This is a genomic window from Ignavibacteria bacterium, from assembly GCA_041649015.1.
In the GTDB taxonomy this organism is placed as follows: Bacteria; Bacteroidota; Ignavibacteria; order Tepidaquicellales; family Tepidaquicellaceae; genus CAIKZJ01.
The window spans coordinates 100,784-120,348 of the sequence record JBAZNU010000003.1; the positions used below are offsets into that span (position 1 = coordinate 100,784).

Annotated in this window: 16 protein-coding genes; 6 read left to right on the forward strand and 10 right to left on the reverse strand. The window is 39.6% G+C overall.

Going from position 1 to position 19,565, the window contains the following annotated elements:
* Positions 1-93 precede the first annotated feature (93 nt).
* The 6 genes from panC to rlmD all read right to left on the reverse strand — a co-directional run bounded on the left by panC (position 94) and on the right by rlmD (position 6,316).
* Positions 94-957, reverse strand: a complete 864-nt coding sequence (gene panC / locus WC644_06180; GenBank protein MFA5011526.1) for a pantoate--beta-alanine ligase — start codon at positions 955-957, stop codon at positions 94-96.
* Positions 958-1,800 carry an acetyl-CoA carboxylase, carboxyltransferase subunit beta gene (gene accD / locus WC644_06185; GenBank protein ID MFA5011527.1) on the reverse strand — a complete coding sequence of 281 codons (843 nt, stop codon included), beginning with the start codon at positions 1,798-1,800 and terminating at the stop codon, positions 958-960.
* 89 nt (positions 1,801-1,889) lie between these two features.
* Positions 1,890-2,546 carry a tRNA (adenosine(37)-N6)-threonylcarbamoyltransferase complex dimerization subunit type 1 TsaB gene (gene tsaB, locus WC644_06190; GenBank protein ID MFA5011528.1) on the reverse strand — a complete coding sequence of 219 codons (657 nt, stop codon included), beginning with the start codon at positions 2,544-2,546 and terminating at the stop codon, positions 1,890-1,892.
* Between the two features lies 1 nt (position 2,547).
* Positions 2,548-2,994: a tRNA (adenosine(37)-N6)-threonylcarbamoyltransferase complex ATPase subunit type 1 TsaE gene (gene tsaE, locus WC644_06195; protein MFA5011529.1), complete on the reverse strand. Its 447-nt coding sequence runs from the start codon at positions 2,992-2,994 to the stop codon at positions 2,548-2,550.
* Positions 2,994-4,559, reverse strand: a complete 1,566-nt coding sequence (locus WC644_06200) for a response regulator (protein ID MFA5011530.1) — start codon at positions 4,557-4,559, stop codon at positions 2,994-2,996. Before WC644_06200 ends, tsaE begins: the two co-directional genes overlap by 1 nt.
* A gap of 353 nt (positions 4,560-4,912) precedes the next feature.
* A complete protein-coding gene (gene rlmD, locus WC644_06205; GenBank protein MFA5011531.1) occupies positions 4,913-6,316 on the reverse strand; it encodes a 23S rRNA (uracil(1939)-C(5))-methyltransferase RlmD in 1,404 nt (467 codons plus the stop codon).
* Between the two features lie 387 nt (positions 6,317-6,703).
* Between rlmD and WC644_06210 the strand changes: the two genes are divergently transcribed.
* Together WC644_06210 and WC644_06215 are read left to right on the forward strand one after the other, a co-directional pair.
* Positions 6,704-7,246 (forward strand): carbonic anhydrase, encoded by a 543-nt coding sequence (locus tag WC644_06210; protein MFA5011532.1) that lies wholly within the window; start codon positions 6,704-6,706, stop codon positions 7,244-7,246.
* A gap of 8 nt (positions 7,247-7,254) precedes the next feature.
* Entirely contained in the window at positions 7,255-7,833 is a 579-nt protein-coding gene (locus WC644_06215; protein MFA5011533.1) for a TIGR00730 family Rossman fold protein, read from the forward strand.
* Here the strand turns inward: WC644_06215 and WC644_06220 are convergent.
* The 4 genes from WC644_06220 to WC644_06235 form a co-directional block, all read right to left on the reverse strand.
* Positions 7,823-7,978, reverse strand: a complete 156-nt coding sequence (locus tag WC644_06220) for a hypothetical protein (protein ID MFA5011534.1) — start codon at positions 7,976-7,978, stop codon at positions 7,823-7,825. The genes WC644_06215 and WC644_06220 overlap by 11 nt on opposite strands.
* Positions 7,979-8,199: 221 nt before the next feature.
* Complete coding sequence (locus WC644_06225) at positions 8,200-10,191, reverse strand: M20/M25/M40 family metallo-hydrolase (GenBank protein ID MFA5011535.1); 1,992 nt, start codon at positions 10,189-10,191, stop codon at positions 8,200-8,202.
* 532 nt (positions 10,192-10,723) lie between these two features.
* Positions 10,724-11,296, reverse strand: coding sequence for a tetratricopeptide repeat protein (locus tag WC644_06230; protein ID MFA5011536.1), 573 nt, complete (start codon positions 11,294-11,296; stop codon positions 10,724-10,726).
* A gap of 669 nt (positions 11,297-11,965) precedes the next feature.
* Entirely contained in the window at positions 11,966-14,209 is a 2,244-nt protein-coding gene (locus WC644_06235) for a reprolysin-like metallopeptidase (GenBank protein MFA5011537.1), read from the reverse strand.
* Positions 14,210-14,617: 408 nt separating this feature from the next.
* Here WC644_06235 and WC644_06240 point away from each other — a divergent pair, with 408 nt between their 5' ends.
* From WC644_06240 to WC644_06255, 4 genes are read left to right on the forward strand one after another with little or no spacing between them, the layout of a single operon-like run.
* Positions 14,618-15,592: a KpsF/GutQ family sugar-phosphate isomerase gene (locus tag WC644_06240; protein MFA5011538.1), complete on the forward strand. Its 975-nt coding sequence runs from the start codon at positions 14,618-14,620 to the stop codon at positions 15,590-15,592.
* Positions 15,592-16,122, forward strand: a complete 531-nt coding sequence (gene lptC, locus WC644_06245) for an LPS export ABC transporter periplasmic protein LptC (protein ID MFA5011539.1) — start codon at positions 15,592-15,594, stop codon at positions 16,120-16,122. The genes WC644_06240 and lptC overlap by 1 nt, the downstream gene beginning before the upstream one ends.
* Positions 16,119-17,552, forward strand: coding sequence for an OstA-like protein (locus WC644_06250; protein ID MFA5011540.1), 1,434 nt, complete (start codon positions 16,119-16,121; stop codon positions 17,550-17,552). Before lptC ends, WC644_06250 begins: the two co-directional genes overlap by 4 nt.
* On the forward strand, positions 17,553-19,562 hold the full coding sequence (locus WC644_06255; GenBank protein ID MFA5011541.1) for a sulfatase-like hydrolase/transferase: 2,010 nt from the start codon (positions 17,553-17,555) through the stop codon (positions 19,560-19,562).
* The last annotated feature ends 3 nt before the right edge of the window (positions 19,563-19,565 follow it).

Here is a 19,565-nt window from a genome sequence, read left to right on the forward strand (position 1 = left end):
ACCGAAAAAACTATTGTAATGTGATTCGAGCTGATTTAACGAAAAAAGTATTTGATTGTCTGAGAAAACTGCCTATTCTTAGTCTTTTGGTAACTATGTCTTCTCGAATACTATATTATCTATCAGCCTTGTCTTACCGCAGAATACTGCAAGCGAAATCAGCATCTCGCCGTTAAAGTTTTTTAAGTCGGTAATCTCATCCAGCATTTTGTTATCCGTTATCGATACATACTGTACCGATAAATCATCGGATTTTGATTCTATCGTTTTCTTCATTTCCGACTTAATATCCTCTGAGTCGTAATAATTACCGTCTGTTATTCTGTCCTTTGCCTGATTAAGGGACTGGTTGATTACCGCCGCATTAGACTTCTGCTCATCGGTAAGGTATGTATTCCGCGAACTCATTGCCAATCCGTTGTCTTCACGCATCGTTTCGCAGATTCTAATCTCTACGTCGAGATTCAAATCGTTAACCATTTTTTTCAGCAGCGAAACTTGCTGTGCATCCTTCTGTCCGAAATATGAGAAATGCGGTTTTGTTATGTTGAATAGCTTCAATACAATTGTAGCAACTCCCTTAAAATGCCCCGGTCTGTACTTGCCTTCGAGCTTTTCAGATAGCTCCTCTACGTTTACATAGGCTCTGTAAAACTCGGGGTACATTTCTGTATCCTCGGGATAAAATATGTAATCTACCCCTGCCTGTTTGCAGATGTAATAGTCTCTCAGGAAATTACGCGGGTACTTCGTGAAGTCTTCGTTTGGCAGAAACTGTGAGGGATTTACAAATATGCTTACAGCAACTATGTCGCATTCATCCCTTGCAGCAAGCATTAGTGATACATGCCCCTCGTGCAAAAAACCCATCGTCGGAACAAAGCCTATAGTCTTGCCGGTACGTCTGTAATAATCGGCAATTTCCTGCATCGGCTTGATTTGCCTTATTACTTTCAATTATCCTGCAAAGTGTTTTAAAAGCTGAGCAAGCTTTTCTTTCAGGTTCTTTCTGTCAACTATTAAATCAAGGAATCCGTGCTCAAGCAGGAATTCCGAGCGCTGGAAACCCTTCGGTAAATCTTTGCCGGTCGCCTGTTTTATTACTCTCGGACCTGCAAATCCGATAAGTGCGTTCGGCTCGGCAATGTTAAGGTCGCCCTGCATCGCATAAGAAGCACTCGCTCCTCCCGTAGTTGGGTTCGTTATGAGAGATATGTAAGGTATTTTTTCTTCTGCAAGCTTTGCAAGTCTTGAAGAAATTTTCGCGAGCTGCATGAGTGATATTCCGCCTTCCATCATCCTTGCTCCGCCGCTTGATGAGATAATGATAAGAGGTGTTTTTGTCTTAAGGCATCTGTCAACTGCTCTTGAAATTTTTTCACCCAGTACGCCGCCCATACTGCCGCCTATGAATGAAAAATCCATCGCACAAACTACCGCAGGCATCTTGTTTATTTCTCCTGTTCCCCATCTTATGGAATCGAACAGCTCGGTTTTTTTAATCGTCTCGTCAATTCTTTTGTCGTATGGTTTAGTGTCCGTAAACTGCAGCGTGTCAACGGATTTCATCTTCTTGTCAAATTCTTTGAATGTTCCCTCGTCAAACAGAAGCTTGAAATATTCTTCGCTGCCTACCCTGAAATGATAACCGCATTTTATACAAGTGTATGAATTTGATTCCCACTGTTTCTTGTGCATCATCTCGCCGCACTCATCGCACTTTGTCCACATCCCGTCGGGAAGGTCTTGCTTCGGTGTGTCAGTAAGAATATTCTTTTCAGATCTTTTAAACCATGCCATTTTTTCTAAAATTTAATTTATAAAATTATTCCGCCTCAAGTTCACAATTCCGCTCCTCGCTCCCGGTTTCCTGACAGGGAACGCTGGGTTTATTTTACCTCTGACGTTTTATTTCCTAAAAATTGTTTCATGTAAAAAGGTTCGCTCGTCATGTAATCGCTTATTCGACCCGCTTTTATACACTTAACTGCAAGACTGTATAGAGCAGTCAGGTTTGTCTTGTCAAACATATTAACGGTACTCCTATCCGCGGGAAAATCATGAACGATATTATCATTAAGCAAGAGCAAACCTTCAATCTTCCCAAAATCTTTGGGTATTGCCGTTTGATAATCCGTTATTCTTTTACCATTCTCAAACACGGCATAGTAAAACTCACCCGATTTCATTCCCGAGGTTATGAGCGGTATAACTTTAGCTTTTCCGCCATTGCTCAGGTAGTACTTTTCAGCGATTAAATCCAGCGAATTAACCTCTATCAAATTAGCACCCGTCGCAAAACACATTGCCTTCGAAATTGCAGAACCAATTCTTAAACCGGTAAATGACCCGGGTCCGTTTGAAAGTCCTATAAAATCAATGTCTTGAAAGCAAAATCCCTTCTCGTCAAATTCAGATTTAATTTCATAAACGAGGTCATCAGCGTTTTTGCTGACATCGAGTGTTTTCAATATACAAAAATCGCTTTTCTTGTTATATGCAAATTCAATTTTTCTTGAGGCTGTGTCTATCAGCAATATGTTCATATTATTCGTGTTTCTTGTCAGTTTTAATGAAATTTATTAATCTTTCCTCTGTTTTTGAGCCGTATTCAATTAAAACCTTGTCAATTTCTTTATTCAGATATTCTTCTGCTATCTCAGGCCACTCAATAAGTACTATCGAATTAGTGTCTATATATTCATTAAACCCAATTACCTCAAGTTCAGCGGGGGACTTTAATCTGTACAGGTCTAAATGATATATTTTTATTTCATTATTATCTTTGTCAATGCCTTTGTATTCATTAACAAGTATAAATGTCGGACTGTTGACAATATCCTGAACTTTGAAATAATTGCAAATGCCTTTCACAAACTGGGTCTTACCGGTTCCAAGATTTCCCTTAAGCCCTACTAAACTTCCTCGCTTCAGTTCATCTGCGAATTTTCGTCCTGCGGCAATCGTTTCTTTTTCGCTCTTGGAAACTATCATTACCCCTTGCTTTCTAATATGGCTATCGGTAGTATCATTTCTTCCATCGATATCCCGCCGTGCTGGAATGTGTCGTTGTAATAGTTCAAATATTTATGGTAATCGGTCGGATAGACAAAATAAAAGTCTTCCTTCGCGATTATGTAATTCACAATACCATTCCTGACGGGTAGCTTGTAATCAGTTGGGTTCTTTATTAAAACAGCATTTCTCGGTTCCGCTTTTACGTTTCGTCCGTATTTATACCTGAGGTTTGTTGCTGATTCTCTGTCGCCCATCGCTTTTACTCCGTGCAGACACCTTATGCTGCCGTGGTCAGTGGTTATAATTATCTTAACTCCGGATTTTGTCGATAGCTGTCTCAGCATTCCGAAAAATGACGAGTGTTCAAACCACGACTCCGTAAGCGACCTGTATGCAGACTCGTCGGGAGCAATTTCCTTCAGAATTGCTGTATCGCTTCTGGAATGAGATATCATGTCAAGAAAGTTTATTACTATCGCATTCAAATGATTATTGCAGAACGAAATTATCTTGTTTTCTACTCCTCTGCTGAAATCCGAATCCATTATTTTCGTGTACTTTAACTCATTGCGAAGTTTTACTTTCTTACGTTCAAGAAGTTTCTGGAGAAATTCTTTCTCAAAATTGTTCTTTGAGTTTTCATCGTCGTCGCTCGTCTTCCATAGATTCGGATAGTATTTCTCAATCTCAGACGGATACATTCCTGCGAATATCGCATTCCTGCAGTAGGGTGTTGCAGTTGGTAAAAGGGAGTAATAATAATCTTTTGAAATTTTAAAATACCTGTCCAGATATTTTTCCATCATTACCCACTGGTCAAGTCTCATGCAGTCCACGACAAAGAAGAAAACAGACTTGTTCTTTTCAATCTCCGGTATAAGGTACTTCTCGGCAATCTCATTCGATAGCACAGGCTTGCTTTCACCGTTATTTACCCAGTTCAGGTAATTCCTTTCAACGTATTTAGAAAATCCTACATTGCACTCTCTTCTCTGATCTAATGCAGTCTGCTTTAGTCCAATCTCCGGATGTTCATCAAGTTCCATTTCCCAGTTTGTCATTTTAGCATGAATGTTTGCCCACTCTTCCCAGTCAGGATCATTCATCAGAGATACGGAAATCTGATTGAACTCCTGTATATAATCCCTCGAAACCTGATTTCCCTTAAGTTTACTGCCTTCAAGAAATTTCTTGCAGACAAGGAGTACCTGTTTTGGATTTACGGGTTTTAGCAGGTAATCATTAATTTTTTTGCCTATAGCATCTTCCATTAAACTTTCAGTCTCATTCTTCGTAACCATCACTACCGGCAGATTTGGCTTTAAGTCTTTAATCTCGGAAAGTGTCTCAAGCCCGCCCTTGCCGGGCATCATTTCATCCATGAAGACAAGGTCAACATTATTCTCTTTTATAAATTGTAAAGCGTCAACGCCGTTTGTCGCCTCTAATACTACATACCCCTTTTGTTTGAGGAACATAATGTTGGATTTCAGTAAATCTATTTCATCATCTACCCATAGAATGATTTCTTTGTTTTCCATGTTTTTTGCTTTAGTTAGAAAAATGGTATCAACTCGTCATTTATTCTTGTCTTATTCCTTTGTTTTCTGTTTAATGTTTTCTGTTTTAATGTTTTCTGCTTAATTTATAATTCCGTTTGTATTGCTGTCTTTTTGTTAATTTATAACAAATTTTCCTCAAATTCATTCTTATAATTCATCTCCATATTTCTGCCCGCTAAACGCTGCCCGCTATCTCTCTTGCCCGCTGTTTTCTTGTCCGCTGTTCTCTAAACGCTGCCCGCTGTTTTCTTGTCCGCTGCCCGCTGTCCGCTATCTCTTATGTCCGCTATCTCTTATGTCCGCTATCTCTTATGTCCGCTTAACGCTTTACGCTAATCTCTTAAAATCTCCACCACATTCTCCACATGATACGTCTGCGGAAACATATCCACCGGTTGTACTCTTCCTATCCTGTACTTTCCTTTGTTCATTATTATACTCAAATCCCTTGCTTGTGTTACAGGATTACAACTTACATAAACTATTTTCTCAAAATCCGAACCGCTCAGCACTTCACATATATCAGGATGCAGCCCCGACCTAGGCGGGTCAAGTATTACTTTGTTATAAGTACTATCTTTAAAATTCAATAGAAAGTCTTTTATATCCGACACTTCGAATTCTGCATTCTCAATACCGTTCAGCTTTGCATTCTCTCTTGCGCTTTCAATAGATTCTACAATCAGCTCCACACCCTTGACTTTATTCACCATCTCGGAAATGTAAATAGATATCGAACCCGTTCCGCAGTAAAGGTCAAGTATATTATCGCCTTTGGTAAAACCACCAAATTCCGTCGCGGTACTGTAAAGTTTTTCCGCTTGTAGAGTGTTAGTCTGGAAAAAAGAATTTGGCGAAATCTTAAATAAATATTCTTTGCTTCCGCCTATCAGCTTTTCGGTTATATACCCATTTCCATACAGTATTTTTACATCCTCCGCAAAAGCAACCTGCGCTTTCTTCTGTGTAAATGAGTTTATCAATGTCGTCACCAACGGAAATTCTTTCTTCATCTCTTCCGTGTATTCATTCATCAGTACTTCATTGTAATCGTACGTAATCAGATTCACCATCAAATCATCAGTCCTCTTGCATTCCCTTACTATCAGAAACCTTAAATATCCCGAATGCGTCTTTGTTGTATAAACCGAAACTCCTCTCTCCTTAAAAAACCTCCTTGCATGATTTAAAATATTGCTCGTAACCTCAGATTGTAAAAAGCATTCCTCAATATCAAGTATCTTGGTGTGAAATCTCGGCAGATGAAACCCAACCGCAAAGTTTTCCTTTTCTTTATTCTCATCAAGGTTCGTCAGCCATTTCTCGTCCGAAAACGAAAACTCCATCTTATTCCTGTAATAATATTCATTGTCAGATTTTATCGCAGGAGAAATTGTCAAATCTTTAATCCCGCCGATTTTATCAAAAGCATTCCTGACCGCATCGGTCTTATACTCTGCCTGCTTGTCATAACTGTAATTCTGAACCTTGCACCCGCCGCATACTCCGAAATGCTTGCACCTCGGCTTAACCCTGTGCGGCGATTCCTTATTAATATTTATCGCTATTGCCTCTGCATAATTCTTCTTTACTTTTCTTATCTTTGCAGTCACCTCGTCACCCGGAAGTGCATCCTTGCAAAACACTACAAACCCCTCACCTACCCTCGCCACCCCCATTCCTTCTGAGTTCAGCGACTCAATCTTTAGTTCTATTTCCTGATTCTTCTTTACCATTAAGTTTTTATAATTAATATCAAATTAAACATCCTGCCCTTCATAAAATATCCACAATTGCTTGTCAAAGCCATCTTCTCTGTTCTCTTTGCGACCTTTGTTCTTCTTTGCGGCCTCTGCGTTAAAATCTTTTTAAATAATCTTATTAGCTATATTATTCTATATATCGTCTTTGTGGCCTCTGCGAACTCAGCGGTTAAAATTCTTCAACATGTGTCTTCTTTCTTTTGTTTGTAGATTTATCTACGCCGAGTTCTCAGTGGAAAATAATTTTTTGTTTGCTTCTTTGCTGCATCGTGTTTTTGGTGTTTTAGTGATGGAAAATTTCCACTTTTCGAATATTGTAATTTAATTATATTACATCTAATTTTCATAAATTTTAATTACATGGACAGACTAATTTCGGTTAAATCACAAGACGACATACTCCAGCAGTACAGGCAGACTCCCATCGCCTCACTGCTCGAATACCATAACCTGAAAAAGTCATTTTCCTCTTATAACAAAGCCGAACTCCTTATCGGCATGTGCATGGATAACCGTAAACACATGCGTATTCCCGATAACTTTGCATTCATTATCCGTGCAGGCGGTGCGAACCTCCGTTACAGCGAGTTTAAAGTTTCATTCGCCATTGCAGTCGGTAAAGTTCAGAACATTGCTCTCATAGGACATAACAAATGCGGCATGGTGAACCTTGTTTCCCGGAAAAATGAATTCATAAATGGTCTCGTCGAAAACGCAGGATGGGATATAGAAAAAGCCGAAGAACATTTCAACCGGTTTGCACCCATGTACGAAATCGGAAACGAGATAGATTTTATACTCAGCGAAACAGTTCGGCTTCGCAGCAAATACCCGAAAGTTAACATTGCTCCTTTGCTCTATCTTGTTGAAGACCATAACCTTTATTTTATAAAAGAAGACTGAGAGTATAAATGAAAATATGTGTTTACTGCGCCTCAAGCCCCAAAGTCGATAAAATATATTTTGATGCCACCGAACGGCTCGGACACGAACTCGTACGCGAAAATGTAGAGGTTGTCTTCGGAGGCGGTGCACACGGACTAATGGGAATGCTCGCCGATACAATCCTTAAACACAACGGGAGAATTAAAGGCATTATGCCCAGATTCATGGACGATGTAGAATGGGGACATCCGGGTGTCTCAGATTTTGTTTACACCGATACAATGCACGAACGCAAAGCAAAATTCCTTCATGGCGTTGACGGACTCGTCGCACTCCCGGGCGGAACAGGCACGCTCGAAGAACTTCTCGAAGCCATTACTCTCAAACGTCTCGGACTATTCCTTAAACCTATCGTCATTCTTAATACAAGCGGATACTACGACCCATTGATTCAAATGCTTGAAAAAGCCGTCTCGCAAAAATTCATGAACGAAATCCATCTCAAAATGTGGCGCTTCGTATCCGAACCCGAAGAAGTTATCCCCGCCATAAAATCACACCCCGAATGGGATTCCGGCGCCATCAACTTCGCCCTCAGCAAATAGCTCTTCTCTTAATCCTGCTCCTCTGCCCGCTGCACGCTGAACGCTGTACACTGTCCGCTATCTCTTCTGCCCGCTGCCCGCTATCTCCCTGTCCGCTGCCCGCTATCTCTTCTTTCTTCTGTCCGCTGTACGCTGCACGCTGCACGCTGAACGCTGTACACTGTACGCTATCTCTCCTGTCCGCTGTCCGCTATCTCTTCTGCCCGCTGTTCTTAACTCGCTCTGTGCGTTCTTTGCATCCCGACTTGTCGGGATTCTTAACTCGTTCTTGTTCTTAATTCGCTCCTGTTCTTAATTCGTTCTTGTTCTTAACTCGCTCTTGCTCATAATTCGTTCTTGTTCTTAATTCGTTCTTGCTCCAAAAATTCATTTTATTAACATCATTTTTTTGGTTGAAGAAAATTTCTCGGTCTGTATTTTGTAAAAATATATTCCTGTCGGAAGTGCCGAAGCATCCCAGTTTACAGAATAAACACCCTGATTCTTTTCTTCATTCACAAGTTTTGTGATTTCCTTTCCGAGCATGTCATAAACTGTAATTTTCACAAAAGTCCTTTCTGGAATCGAATACTTTATAGTCGTTGCAGGATTAAAAGGATTTGGATAATTCTGCATCAGCTCATATTTTTCAACAGTATTGTTTTCATTCTGATTTACTGAAACAGGATTTGAATACTTTATCTTTAAACCCCAGTTCAGCAGAGTTCCTGTATTGCCGGTACTTTTATCAAATATTCTTAATACCCAGTATCCCTCAGTTTGTTCATTTGCAAAACTACCAAGCGGCTGCTGTGGCCTGTAAGCACCCGTAAATGGCGGTGTTCCCTGTGTTATTGAAACTGCTGCTGTATCAGTAAACATTGTGTTTGTAAAATTTTGTCCGTTGTTTCCGTTGTACTGACTCAGATATTTTACATTATTGCCTTTTATTAACGAAATCTGCAGTTCACCGTCGTTCGGATGAATTAGATTCAGGTCAACAGTTAAATCCTCAACGTTACCTGTCAGAGGTACATATATTGTATCTCTTGTTGACTGAAGGTCAAGTATTGGCTTTTGATTCGAAGATGAATATGAACTATGTGAACAAACAAAGTATCTCAGCAATTGCTGTGGAGGATTACTCCCGGGAGGATTCACACCCGTTGCACCTTCAGGAAGCGAAGTTGAATAAAGTCCCGATGTATCCTGTGCAGCTATGTAATACGTAATCTGCGTACCCGCGGGCTGTCCCGGAATTCTGAACCTGTAAATCTCACCGGCTATTTCGTAAGGAGTAACATAATTGAAATTTCCGTTCCCAACCTTGTAATAAACTCTCGGTGCCTTTAATCCCGTACCGACTGGCGCGCCGAATATCAGAGCCGCCTCAACAATCCTCGCGCTTGTATCGAATGAGGATACTACGGGCTGATGATTAATCATGTAAAATGATTCATCGGCAATTGAAAGTACTGCAGCAAGGTTTGCCTTAGCATTGTTCTTGAAATAGTTCATATTGAATAAACTGAATACATCTCCTGTTGTGTGATAATTAGGATGAAAATCGCTCGCGGGCTCAATCGAAGAAATAGCACCGATACCGTTATTCCAGAAAGCTAGATGGTCTGAGCCCCCTGAATTGTAAGATTTCAGCGCCGTCAGATTTAAATTGTACATTGAATAAGTTCTGATCAACATGTTTGCAAGATAATCGCAGTTCAGGTGAGTCATAATTCTTATCAGTCCGTCATTATTCCCGTCCCATGCAATCATATCCATGTTAATCAATCCAAATACAAATTCGTTGGGATTGGTTCTGCACGAATCCGCATAACCGTATGCACCCAGCAGACCAACTTCTTCCTCATCGAAAGCTATAAATTCAATCGTGTACTTCGGATTAAAATTTGCAACCAGTCTTGCAGACTCTAAAACAGCAGCCACACCCGAACCGTTATCATCCGCTCCTTTCATTGTATCGAGCGGACCAATACCCGCCCTTATATTGTCATAATGCGCACCTATCAAAATCTTAATTTCAGGATGCAGATAACCCGTTTTTCTTGCGATAACATTCACGTTATGCGAATTGTTTGCCTGATATCTGACCTGCAATCCAAATGACTGAAACTTTTCATAAATATACTGAGCCGCCATTTGATTGCTCGGCGAGCTTGCGTGACGAGAGTAAATCCCGTAAGGTACACCGCCTATCGCAACGACGGTATCACCGCTCAATTCCCTCACATACCTGCCCATATTCTGCTCAGACATAAGATTGATAATAGAATCAACTTTACTGCTGTAAATAATTTGTGAAAAGAGTATTGCAGGTGTAATAAGGGAAACCAGTATAAAAAGTATGTACTTTTTCATAACCGTTTATTTAAGTTGTTTTTCATAAACTTTCCTCCCCGTCCTTAAAAAAGCGGCGGTTTATTTAAAATACGTTCTCATAAAATTATAGTTTCAGATTAATAATGTCAGAATTCAAACCATCCGGAAAAAGTAAAATCAAAGTAGTGCTTATATGTGAAAGGTAACATCAAATTTCTTCATGCTCTAAAATATTGCCGTTGCCTTCAGGCAACGGAAAAAAGAGATGCCAAAAAAGAAAGGGCTTCAGCCCCATAACAGTCGCAGTGATCATTAAAAATATCTTGTTTTTATCTTTCTTTATATTACTTTGTTGTTTTAGTCATTTCTTTCTTCGACCTGTCATCCCCTGATGTTCTTACAGGGGATCTCATCAATTTATCTTCTCTATCTTTTCCCTTTTAAAGTTCACAGTTCTTCCCTCCGTTACTCTTACTTCTTACAGTTTACAGCTTTATTCTTACTGCTTACAGCTTACTGATTACAACTCACTGCTTACAGCTTACTGTTTACTGTTTTCTGTTTACTGTTCTCAGTTTACAGTTCTCAGTTCACGGTTCTCCTCCTCCTTTCCTCCTTCAGCTCTCTTAAAAATCTCTTTAACCTTCTCAAAATCCTTTTTAGACTCTTCCTTCCTGCCAAGTACCGATAATATAAGCCCCCTAATTAAATATAACGAACAGTCATCCTGAATCTTTGATATCAACAAATTCATATCTTCAAGCGCCTTCTCACTTTTCCCGATGCGGCAATATGCCGTTGCCCTCTCTTCATATGCAGTCACGCTGTCAGGGTCCCGCATTATTGCTTCATCAAAAAAGGGCTCTTCAAGTTCAAATTCCTGTCTTGCACAAAGTAATTCCCCAATCGAGCAGTAGCAGTCAGCGTGCTCATAACCCAGCTTCAGTGCATCCAAAAAATTCCTCAGCGCCTCATCATTTCTTTTCATTCTCTTCAAAGCAATTCCCATATTGTACCTGTACTTTCCCTCTTCGGGACACATATCAACCGCAGCACTGAAATATTCAACCGCCTCGACATGCTTCATTCCTCTGCCGAGAATCTTTCCCCTGTCATTCAATCTTTCTGCTTCTTCTTTCCCCATAAAATTATTAATTATATTTCTCTAAATACTCCTTTGCTTTATTCAAGCCAAGCAAATAAGCCTTTCCCAAAACAAATTACACTCATTAAAATACGCATCTGCATAATCAAGGTCAACTTCTATGTCCTAAAATATTGCCGTTGCCTTTAGTCTTATGTTCTGAGGTATCAACAATCAACCGACAACTAACAACTACATGCTCCCTTCATTATTAATCACAACATTTTTCGAAATTGTGCCACGAAAATTCTCATTTCTAAAAAATTTCTCCCCTTAAAAAAATCTTTTTCTTAAAATAAATCCCTGTTTTTTCTTTTTCTTAAAATCCGTACAAAAAAATCGACAAAAAGTTGCCGTGTCCAGATTTTGGTTTTTGTTGTGATTAATAATGAAAGGAGTATGTAAAATATGTTAATATAAATTTCCCTGTTATTTTTTAAATATCAAATCCCTGAAAATGCTCAAAAATCGCACTTTCATTTTTTCTTAATCTTTCGGTTATCTTGTACTCAGATTGGTCTTAAATTGGTTTCTGATATTTCTCAGGCCTTTTTATCAGAAAAATTCAGCAGCATGTACAATAAAAAAACCCGCATCGGCGGGTTTTCAAACTTATTAAATTTTCTGTTCACAGATCACTGTTCACAGTTCACGATTTACAACGCACTTTTATTTTACTAAAATCATTTTTCTCGTTTCAGAATACTTTCCTGCTGTCAGTCTGTAAACGTACATTCCGCTCGATAGTTTACTGCCGTCGAATTCGTATGCGTAGCTGCCTTCCGTTCTCGTTTCGTTGTTTATCAGTTCCGCTACCAGCTTGCCGCTCATGTCATAAACGCTCAGCGATACTGCCGATTTCTGCGGTATCACAAAGTTTATCATCGTCGTCGGATTAAAAGGATTCGGGAAGTTCTGCGATAGTTTAAATGTCAACGGCTCTGCGCCCTGGTTCGATATTCCCGATACTGTCGTTATTGAAAAGTTTATGTTTGATATGTCAAAGAAAATATTGTCGGCTGCTTCAACTTTTATTCTCGCCGTGCTTGTCGATACCATAGGAAGATTAACTGTTTCGCTTCCGTCATTCGGTGTGTTGGCTAGAAGCATTGTCTCAAATGTGTTGCCGCCGTCTGTTGAAAGTTTAATGTTTACGTTTGCGCAGTTTACTGGTGCTGTGTTTGTGCTCGCAACATCCCACGTTACCGTCTGCGGTATGTTTGCGTTTAGCGTTACTGCTGTGTTTGGTGATAATACCAGAAATGGTCCTGCCGATGCCGTAACGCCGTATGATATGAATTCAAACCCTTCTCCTCCGCCTCCAACTTTGTTATCCCTTGCAACAAGTACGAATGAAAGGTTTCTCGTATATGTCGGAAGTACTTCGCCTATTACCTGCACGTTGTTTAGCAGGCTCGATAGCTTTGGAAAAGTTCTCGTGCCCGTTGTAACTGGATTGAACGACCTGAATAAAGGTGCATTTCCCGTCGGTGCGTTCCAGCTTCCTGCAGGTCCTAAGTCATACTGCTCCCAGCAATAGGTCAGCGGATCGTTGTTTGCGTCTGTCGCTGTTCCTGTCAGCGTAAACGGTGTAGATTTAGGAATCGTCTGTCCTCCGGGTCCAAGCGTTACCACTGGATTGAAATTTCCCGTGTTTGTTACTACGGCGCATGAGTTTCCTCCGCCGTTTGAAAATTGTATTATCTCGTCAAGACTCTTTGCTAAAAAGTACGCGTCGCTGTTGTTTTGTAAATCATTCGGTGAACATATTCCCGCGTAAGCCATTATCGTCGAACCGCTTCCGGGCTCGTATGCTGTTACTGCATTCCTGTTTCCTCCGCCGCAGCTTCCTGTAGTTGAGTTAAATGTGTGGTTGGCGCCGTACTGATGTCCCATCTCATGTGCTACATAGTCTATGTAAAATGGATCGCCTATCGGTGATGGAAGTCCCGTAACTCCGCCTGCTTTCTGGCTTCCGCAAACACTGCTTAGGTATGCAACTCCTCCTCCGCCCGTGCTGAATACGTGTCCTATGTCGTAATTTGCTGAACCGATTATGTTATTGCATGTGGTTATGTTTTGACTAAGCATTGCATTTCCGTTCGTGTTTGAATATGGGTCGGTTGATGCATTCGTGTATATGAGTAAATCATTGTTAGGTATAAGCACCATTCTTATTGACACCTCTTTCTCATATACACCGTTGACTCTGTTAAGTGCCGTTACAACCGCCGCAAGACCCGCAGCCACGGTTCCTCCGTGGTACGTCGTGTATTCACCCGTTGTCGCTATCGCCGTTCTGTAGGTTCTAAGCTGTCCTTCAAGCAGCACCCTTGTTGTTCCGTGCTCGTGTTTTGAATCTTCTTCCTTGTTTATTACATCACATTGAAAGCTTTCTCTTGGTATTATTTTGCTCTTGTAATAGCTTATGTAATTTAATATGTCTCCCTTTGCATACGGATCTATAAATATTGAGTTTCCAGCCGTAAGTATCATTGCATGAAATCCTAAAGGTGTTATATCAATCTTTGCTGTTGCATACGGGTCATCAATTCCCTGCGCCGTGTATGTTTTAATTTCAGGATACTTAACTGCAAGCCCCTCATCCATTGTTGGCGACTCAACTATCCTGAATTTGCTGAATCCTCCCTCAGGCAGCGGTAAATAAAGTATTGTGTTTGAGTTGCTCGCAAATACGTTTTTCTCCTGCGGTGCCGAATTAAGTACATTCCTTATTTCAGGTATGTTCAGCGTTAATGTCCTGTATTCTTCAGGAATAATCACCCTCTCTCCAAGCGTCTGTACATTCTGTTTTGAAATATCCTGCCAGTAAGAAGTGTTCTGTGCATTAAGTGTAATAAAAGTGCCTAAGGTTACCATAAGCACCACCAAGTAATGAAACGTCTTTGCCATTTGTTAATTTTTTAAATTATGAGTATTATATTAAAACATTTTTTCTCAAATAATAATTCTTATTTTTCTTTTACTCTGTCATCCTCTCCGCTGTCATCCCCTCCGCTGTCATCCCCGCATGTTTTTAGCGGGGATCTAATCATGATTCAGACAGAAAGTCCAGTGATGCAAAAACAATAATCCCTGTCAACCCCGCATGTCTTTAGCGGTGATCTTATCTCATACCCTGTCATTCCAGCATGTTTTTAGCTGGAATTCAGTTACAAACATAGATCTATCCTCATCCATCAGCTCAATCTGTGCAGATTCGCGTTCTATTTCTGTTATTATTTCTCTGCATCCATCATACGCATTTATCTATTATTTTTTAACCTCAAATAACTTATTTTTAAAGAATTATTTATTTGAATGCAAAAAGATATAAGAAACGCCAGGGACGTTGTCCTTAAAGAAAAGAAAGAAATTCAGCTCCTCCTTAATAGGTTTGGAGAGAAACGATTTCAAAAGAATTTTTCCTCTGCAATCGATTCTATCTTTAAATGCAAAGGTAAAGTTGTTATCTCGGGAGTCGGTAAAAGCGGTATCGTAGCTCAAAAAATGGTTGCCACTTTTAATTCAACCGGCACCCACTCCGTATTTCTTCATTCTGCCGACAGCATCCACGGCGACCTCGGTATCGTTGAAAGCGGCGATGTCGTTATACTTATTTCAAAAAGCGGTGAGTCGGAAGAAATAAAAAACCTTATTCCTTATTTAAAAAATATCAAGATTAAAATAGTTTTAATCACTGGTAATCTTAAGTCTTCTCTTGCTAAAAAAGCCGATATTGTTATAGATGCCTCGGTTAAAGTTGAAGCATGTCCGCATAACCTTGCACCTACTTCTTCATCAACTGTAACTCTTGTTATCGGTGATGCTCTTGCTGTTGCTCTTCTTCAAAAACGCGGTTTCACAAAAGAAGATTTTGCATTCCTGCACCCGGGCGGAGTTCTCGGAAGAAAACTTCTTCTTAAAGTTGAAGATATTATGGTGCGTGATAAGAATATCCCCGTTGTTAAAAAGGATACTAAACTTAAGGATGTTATTTATGAAATGTCTTCTAAACGTCTCGGTTGTGCCGTCGTAATGAATAAAGATAGGATTGAGGGCTTTATAACAGATGGTGATATCCGCCGCCTGCTTGAAAACGATGTTGAGGTAAGGTCTGTCCTCGCAAAAGACCTCATGAACAAAAAACCTAAAACCATTCAACGTCAAACCCTCGCTAAAACTGCTCTGGAAATAATGGAGAAGAATAAAATTACACAGCTTATTGTCGTTGATAAATCAAAAAAACTTTGCGGCATTCTTCATATTCATTCTCTTATTGAACTTGGACTTTGATGCGTATTGCATATCCATACATATTAATCCTGCTCTTTGGGATTCTGCTCTCTGCCTGTGAAAATAAGTTCGTGCCGCCTAAAACCGACCTGAAATCTGAAGATATTCCCGAACAGGAAAGCTGGCATTCGTCTGTCGCATTCTCTGATTCGGGTAAGGTTAAAGCCATCCTTCGTGCAGGTCACATAATGGCTTTCAATAAAAAAGGTTATACCCTTATCGATAGCGGCGCCAAAGTTGATTTCTACAGGGATAAGGCTATTGTGTCAACTCTTACAAGCAAAAGAGGTAAAGTAATTGAACCGTCTAAAAACATTGAGATCTATGACAGCGTCGTTGTTGTGAATAATGAAGGAAGCATCCTGCAAACCCAAAAACTCTTCTGGGATAATCAAACTCAAAGAGTTTCGACCGAAGAATATGTAAAAATTAAAACTCCAAAAGAAGAAGTCGAAGGTATCGGATTTATTTCTGACCAGAACTTGAAGAACTATACTATTTTCAAAGTTACAGGAACGTTCGCTAAGTGATTAAAACAATCTTACATATTATTCTTCTTCTCTTCTTTGTTACCGGCATCTCTTTTGCTCAGGAAAAAATTGAACTGAAGAAGAGCGATAAACTTACAGGTAAAACGATTGACGGGAAGTCTGTACGCGAAGCAATCGGTAATGTTCACTTCGTGCAGGGAAACGTCGATGTTTACTGCAATGAAGCCGTTCAGTACATTGACGACAATAAAATTGAACTTAAAGGAAATGTTAAGATTTATCAGGACACTCTCTCGCTTTTTACCTCAAAAGCTACTTATATCGGTAATGAAAAGAAAGCAATCTGTGAAGGCAGCGTTACTCTTAAAGATAAAAATGCTACTCTGCGGGCAGACGGCGGAGTCTATTTCTTCAATGAAGCAAAAGCAATCTTTAAAGGTAATGTTATTATCATAAATCCCGAATATAAAATCACTTCAAGCGAACTCATTTACCTCCGTAATACAGAAGATTCTTTCGCAAGAGGAGATGTTATAGTTAATACTGATTCAGCCGTCATCAAAGCTCAGAGCATTGATTTCTTTAAACGGCAGGGTAAGACTTTTGCTGTTGATAATGTAAGCATTGAATCTGATTCTTCTATTATCTATTCAGATACTCTAACTGATTTATCCCTCGAAGACAAAAGCATTGCCTCCGGTAACGTGAAGGTTGTTAATCTTTCCAATAACCTTGTAGTCACCGGCGCTTATGCAGAAAATTACGATACAAGAAAATATTCTTTCGTCAAAGGTAATGCTCGTCTTACGCAGGTTGAAAACGAACGGGATACGCTGTTTATTTACAGCAGTATTCTTGAAACTTACAGGAATAAACCCGAACGATATGTGGCTAAAGAAAACGTTGAGGTTATTCGAGGTACCTTCCTCGCAAAGAGCGATACTGCAGTCTTTGCCCGTACTCTTGACGAGAATAAAGATGAAGTCTCCTTGTTTCCAAGGCCCGTCGTCTGGCAGGATAATCTTCAGCTCACCGCAGATTCGGTCTTTGCCTTAATGGAAAACAAAAAACTCTCTGAAGTCTTCGCAAAAAAACTCGAAGGTTATCCGGGAAGTAAGTATTCATTCATGCTGATTGCGAACAAAGACCCCTTTTTCTCTGAAAGGTTTGACCAGATTACTGGAAAGGATATTAAAATTAAATTTGAGAACGATTCTTTAAAGTATGTTGACGTTTACAAAAACTCATACAGTATTTACTTTGCTTTTGAAAATGAAAAAGCGAATGGAGTTAATCTCGTTGAAGGAGAAAATATGTACATCACTTTTGATTCACGTCAGCAGGTCTCTAAAATCAAAGTCGAGAAGAATATCCGTGGTCAGTATGTTCCCGAAGCAAAAATGGCAGAAGTCTCTATCCGTCTTCCCGGTTTTAATCTTAGAAGCGATAAACCAATCAGGAAACCCTAAATGCTCGAAGGTCTGTCTGAAAATAATATCCGCCCGAAAAGTAAAGTGGGACTAACTTCAGTTCCTTCCTATATCTGGTTTCTGCTCATTGTTTTCGTTACAGGAATGTTCTTATTCCTCGCTTTCAGAGTGCTTCTGCTTTACCTTAATTTTGAACAGGCAAAAGATATTCCGTTAAATACTGTTATCTACGCTTTATTCAACCGTGGAAGCCTTTTTGATGCGGCAGTTAATTCTTACATTCTTTTAATTCCTTTTCTTCTGCTTTCATTTGGTTATTTCTTTAAGATTAACTCTATACATTTGTATAAGTTATCCGTGATTATTATAAATGTTTTTTATGTTTCTGCAGTTGCCCTGTCGTGTGTTGATATCCCTTATTTTGCTTATTTTAATTCACGGCTGACTACAAGTATTCTTAACTGGAGCGATGAACTCTGGCTGAGTGTTTATGCAAGGTTTTCTGTTCCTGTTTACTATCCTTATGTCTTCTTATTTCTCGTATTGTCAGTGGGATTATGCTTCTGGTTTGTGTATATCGCTAAAAGAACAATCTATAATGTCCGCAATGAATCCGGTTCTGTTTTTAAGAAAATCGTTGTCTTTTTTGCTGCCGGTGTTTTACTCATTCTCGGTATGAGAGGGGATTACAAATCCAAAAACATGCCCTTAAATGTTGCTGACACGTTCTTCTCGGATTTCTCAATTACTAATCAGCTTGGTTTGAACCCTGTTTACAGCTTTGTGTTGAGCATGATGTCGGAAAATGAAACTATGTTAAGTCAGGAGGGTTTCCTTCAGATTACACAGAACTACATGAACATCAAAAGTAATTATGATTCTCCCGTTGCGAGAGACGTCTTATTTTCTGCCGAATCCCCTAAATGTAACGTTGTATTATTCATTGTAGAAAGCATGAGTGCTTTTAAATTCAAACGTTACGGCTATAAAGAAAATATTATGCCTTTTATGGATAGCCTCGCTAACGCATCCGCTACGTTTGATAATGTTTATACCTCGGGAGTGCATACTTATGACGGCATTTATTCATCACTCTTTTCAATGCCGTCTGGTCTCGATTTTAAAGCTATGACTTATCCCCTGACTGCAGGTCAGAAGCATTCCGGGATTTCGAATGTTCTGAAAAATTATGGTTACACTAACGCTTTTTTCTGTACCGGTAACAAAAACTTTGATAATATGAACGGCTTTCTGAAAAATAATGAATTTGATTTTGTCTTCAGTCAGGATGATTATCCCCCGGAATTTAACGTAACCGAATGGGGCGTACCCGACCATGTTATGTTCGATTATTCTTTGATTAAATTCAATGAGTTTTCAAAATCGGGAAATCCGTTTTTTGGTGTGTTTATGACCGTTTCAACACATGAAGCAATTGCTGTTCCTGACTGGATTCCGTTTAAACCTGCAGCCGAAGATTCATACGATAAAAGGTTTCAGTATTTTGACTGGTCTGTTTCTGAGTTCATGAAATCAGCACGTAATTCCGACTGGTTTAATAATACTATATTTATTTTTATTGCTGACCACGGACAGAATTTCGACCAGACTTATGATATGTCGCTTTCTTATAATCATACTCCGATGATTTTCTTCGCTCCCGGTATCATTAAACCCGGTCGCTTCGATAAACCGGGACTGCAGATTGACTTATTCCCGACTCTTATGAGTTTTCTTCAACTGCCTTATGTTAATAATACTCTTGGTGTTGACCTCAGAAACGAAGGACGGAAATATGCGTATTTCTGCTCTGACAATAAAATCGGCTGTCTGAACGACGAATTCTTTCTCGTCATTCGTAAAGAGGGTCCTAACTCTCTCTACAGGTATAAGAATAAAGAATTAGAGAATTATTATAACAGTAATCCCGTTCTTGCTGATGATATGAAAAAATATGCCTCGGCTATGATTCTGACTTCGTACTGGCTTGGCGGACACAATTTGTTACCCTTGCCGAAATCTAAAATAATGAAGCTTAACACTAATTGAATT

Excerpts from the sequence above, each read along its gene's own strand:
- accD (MFA5011527.1), bottom strand. The coding sequence starts at position 1,800 with ATGGCATGGTTTAAAAGATCTGAAAAGAATATTCTTACTGACACACCG.
- tsaB (MFA5011528.1), bottom strand. The coding sequence starts at position 2,546 with ATGAACATATTGCTGATAGACACAGCCTCAAGAAAAATTGAATTTGCA.
- tsaE (MFA5011529.1), bottom strand. The coding sequence starts at position 2,994 with ATGATAGTTTCCAAGAGCGAAAAAGAAACGATTGCCGCAGGACGAAAA.
- WC644_06200 (MFA5011530.1), bottom strand. The coding sequence starts at position 4,559 with ATGGAAAACAAAGAAATCATTCTATGGGTAGATGATGAAATAGATTTA.
- rlmD (MFA5011531.1), bottom strand. The coding sequence starts at position 6,316 with ATGGTAAAGAAGAATCAGGAAATAGAACTAAAGATTGAGTCGCTGAAC.
- WC644_06210 (MFA5011532.1), top strand. The coding sequence starts at position 6,704 with ATGGACAGACTAATTTCGGTTAAATCACAAGACGACATACTCCAGCAG.
- WC644_06215 (MFA5011533.1), top strand. The coding sequence starts at position 7,255 with ATGAAAATATGTGTTTACTGCGCCTCAAGCCCCAAAGTCGATAAAATA.
- WC644_06225 (MFA5011535.1), bottom strand. The coding sequence starts at position 10,191 with ATGAAAAAGTACATACTTTTTATACTGGTTTCCCTTATTACACCTGCA.
- WC644_06230 (MFA5011536.1), bottom strand. The coding sequence starts at position 11,296 with ATGGGGAAAGAAGAAGCAGAAAGATTGAATGACAGGGGAAAGATTCTC.
- WC644_06235 (MFA5011537.1), bottom strand. The coding sequence starts at position 14,209 with ATGGCAAAGACGTTTCATTACTTGGTGGTGCTTATGGTAACCTTAGGC.
- WC644_06240 (MFA5011538.1), top strand. The coding sequence starts at position 14,618 with ATGCAAAAAGATATAAGAAACGCCAGGGACGTTGTCCTTAAAGAAAAG.
- lptC (MFA5011539.1), top strand. The coding sequence starts at position 15,592 with ATGCGTATTGCATATCCATACATATTAATCCTGCTCTTTGGGATTCTG.
- WC644_06255 (MFA5011541.1), top strand. The coding sequence starts at position 17,553 with ATGCTCGAAGGTCTGTCTGAAAATAATATCCGCCCGAAAAGTAAAGTG.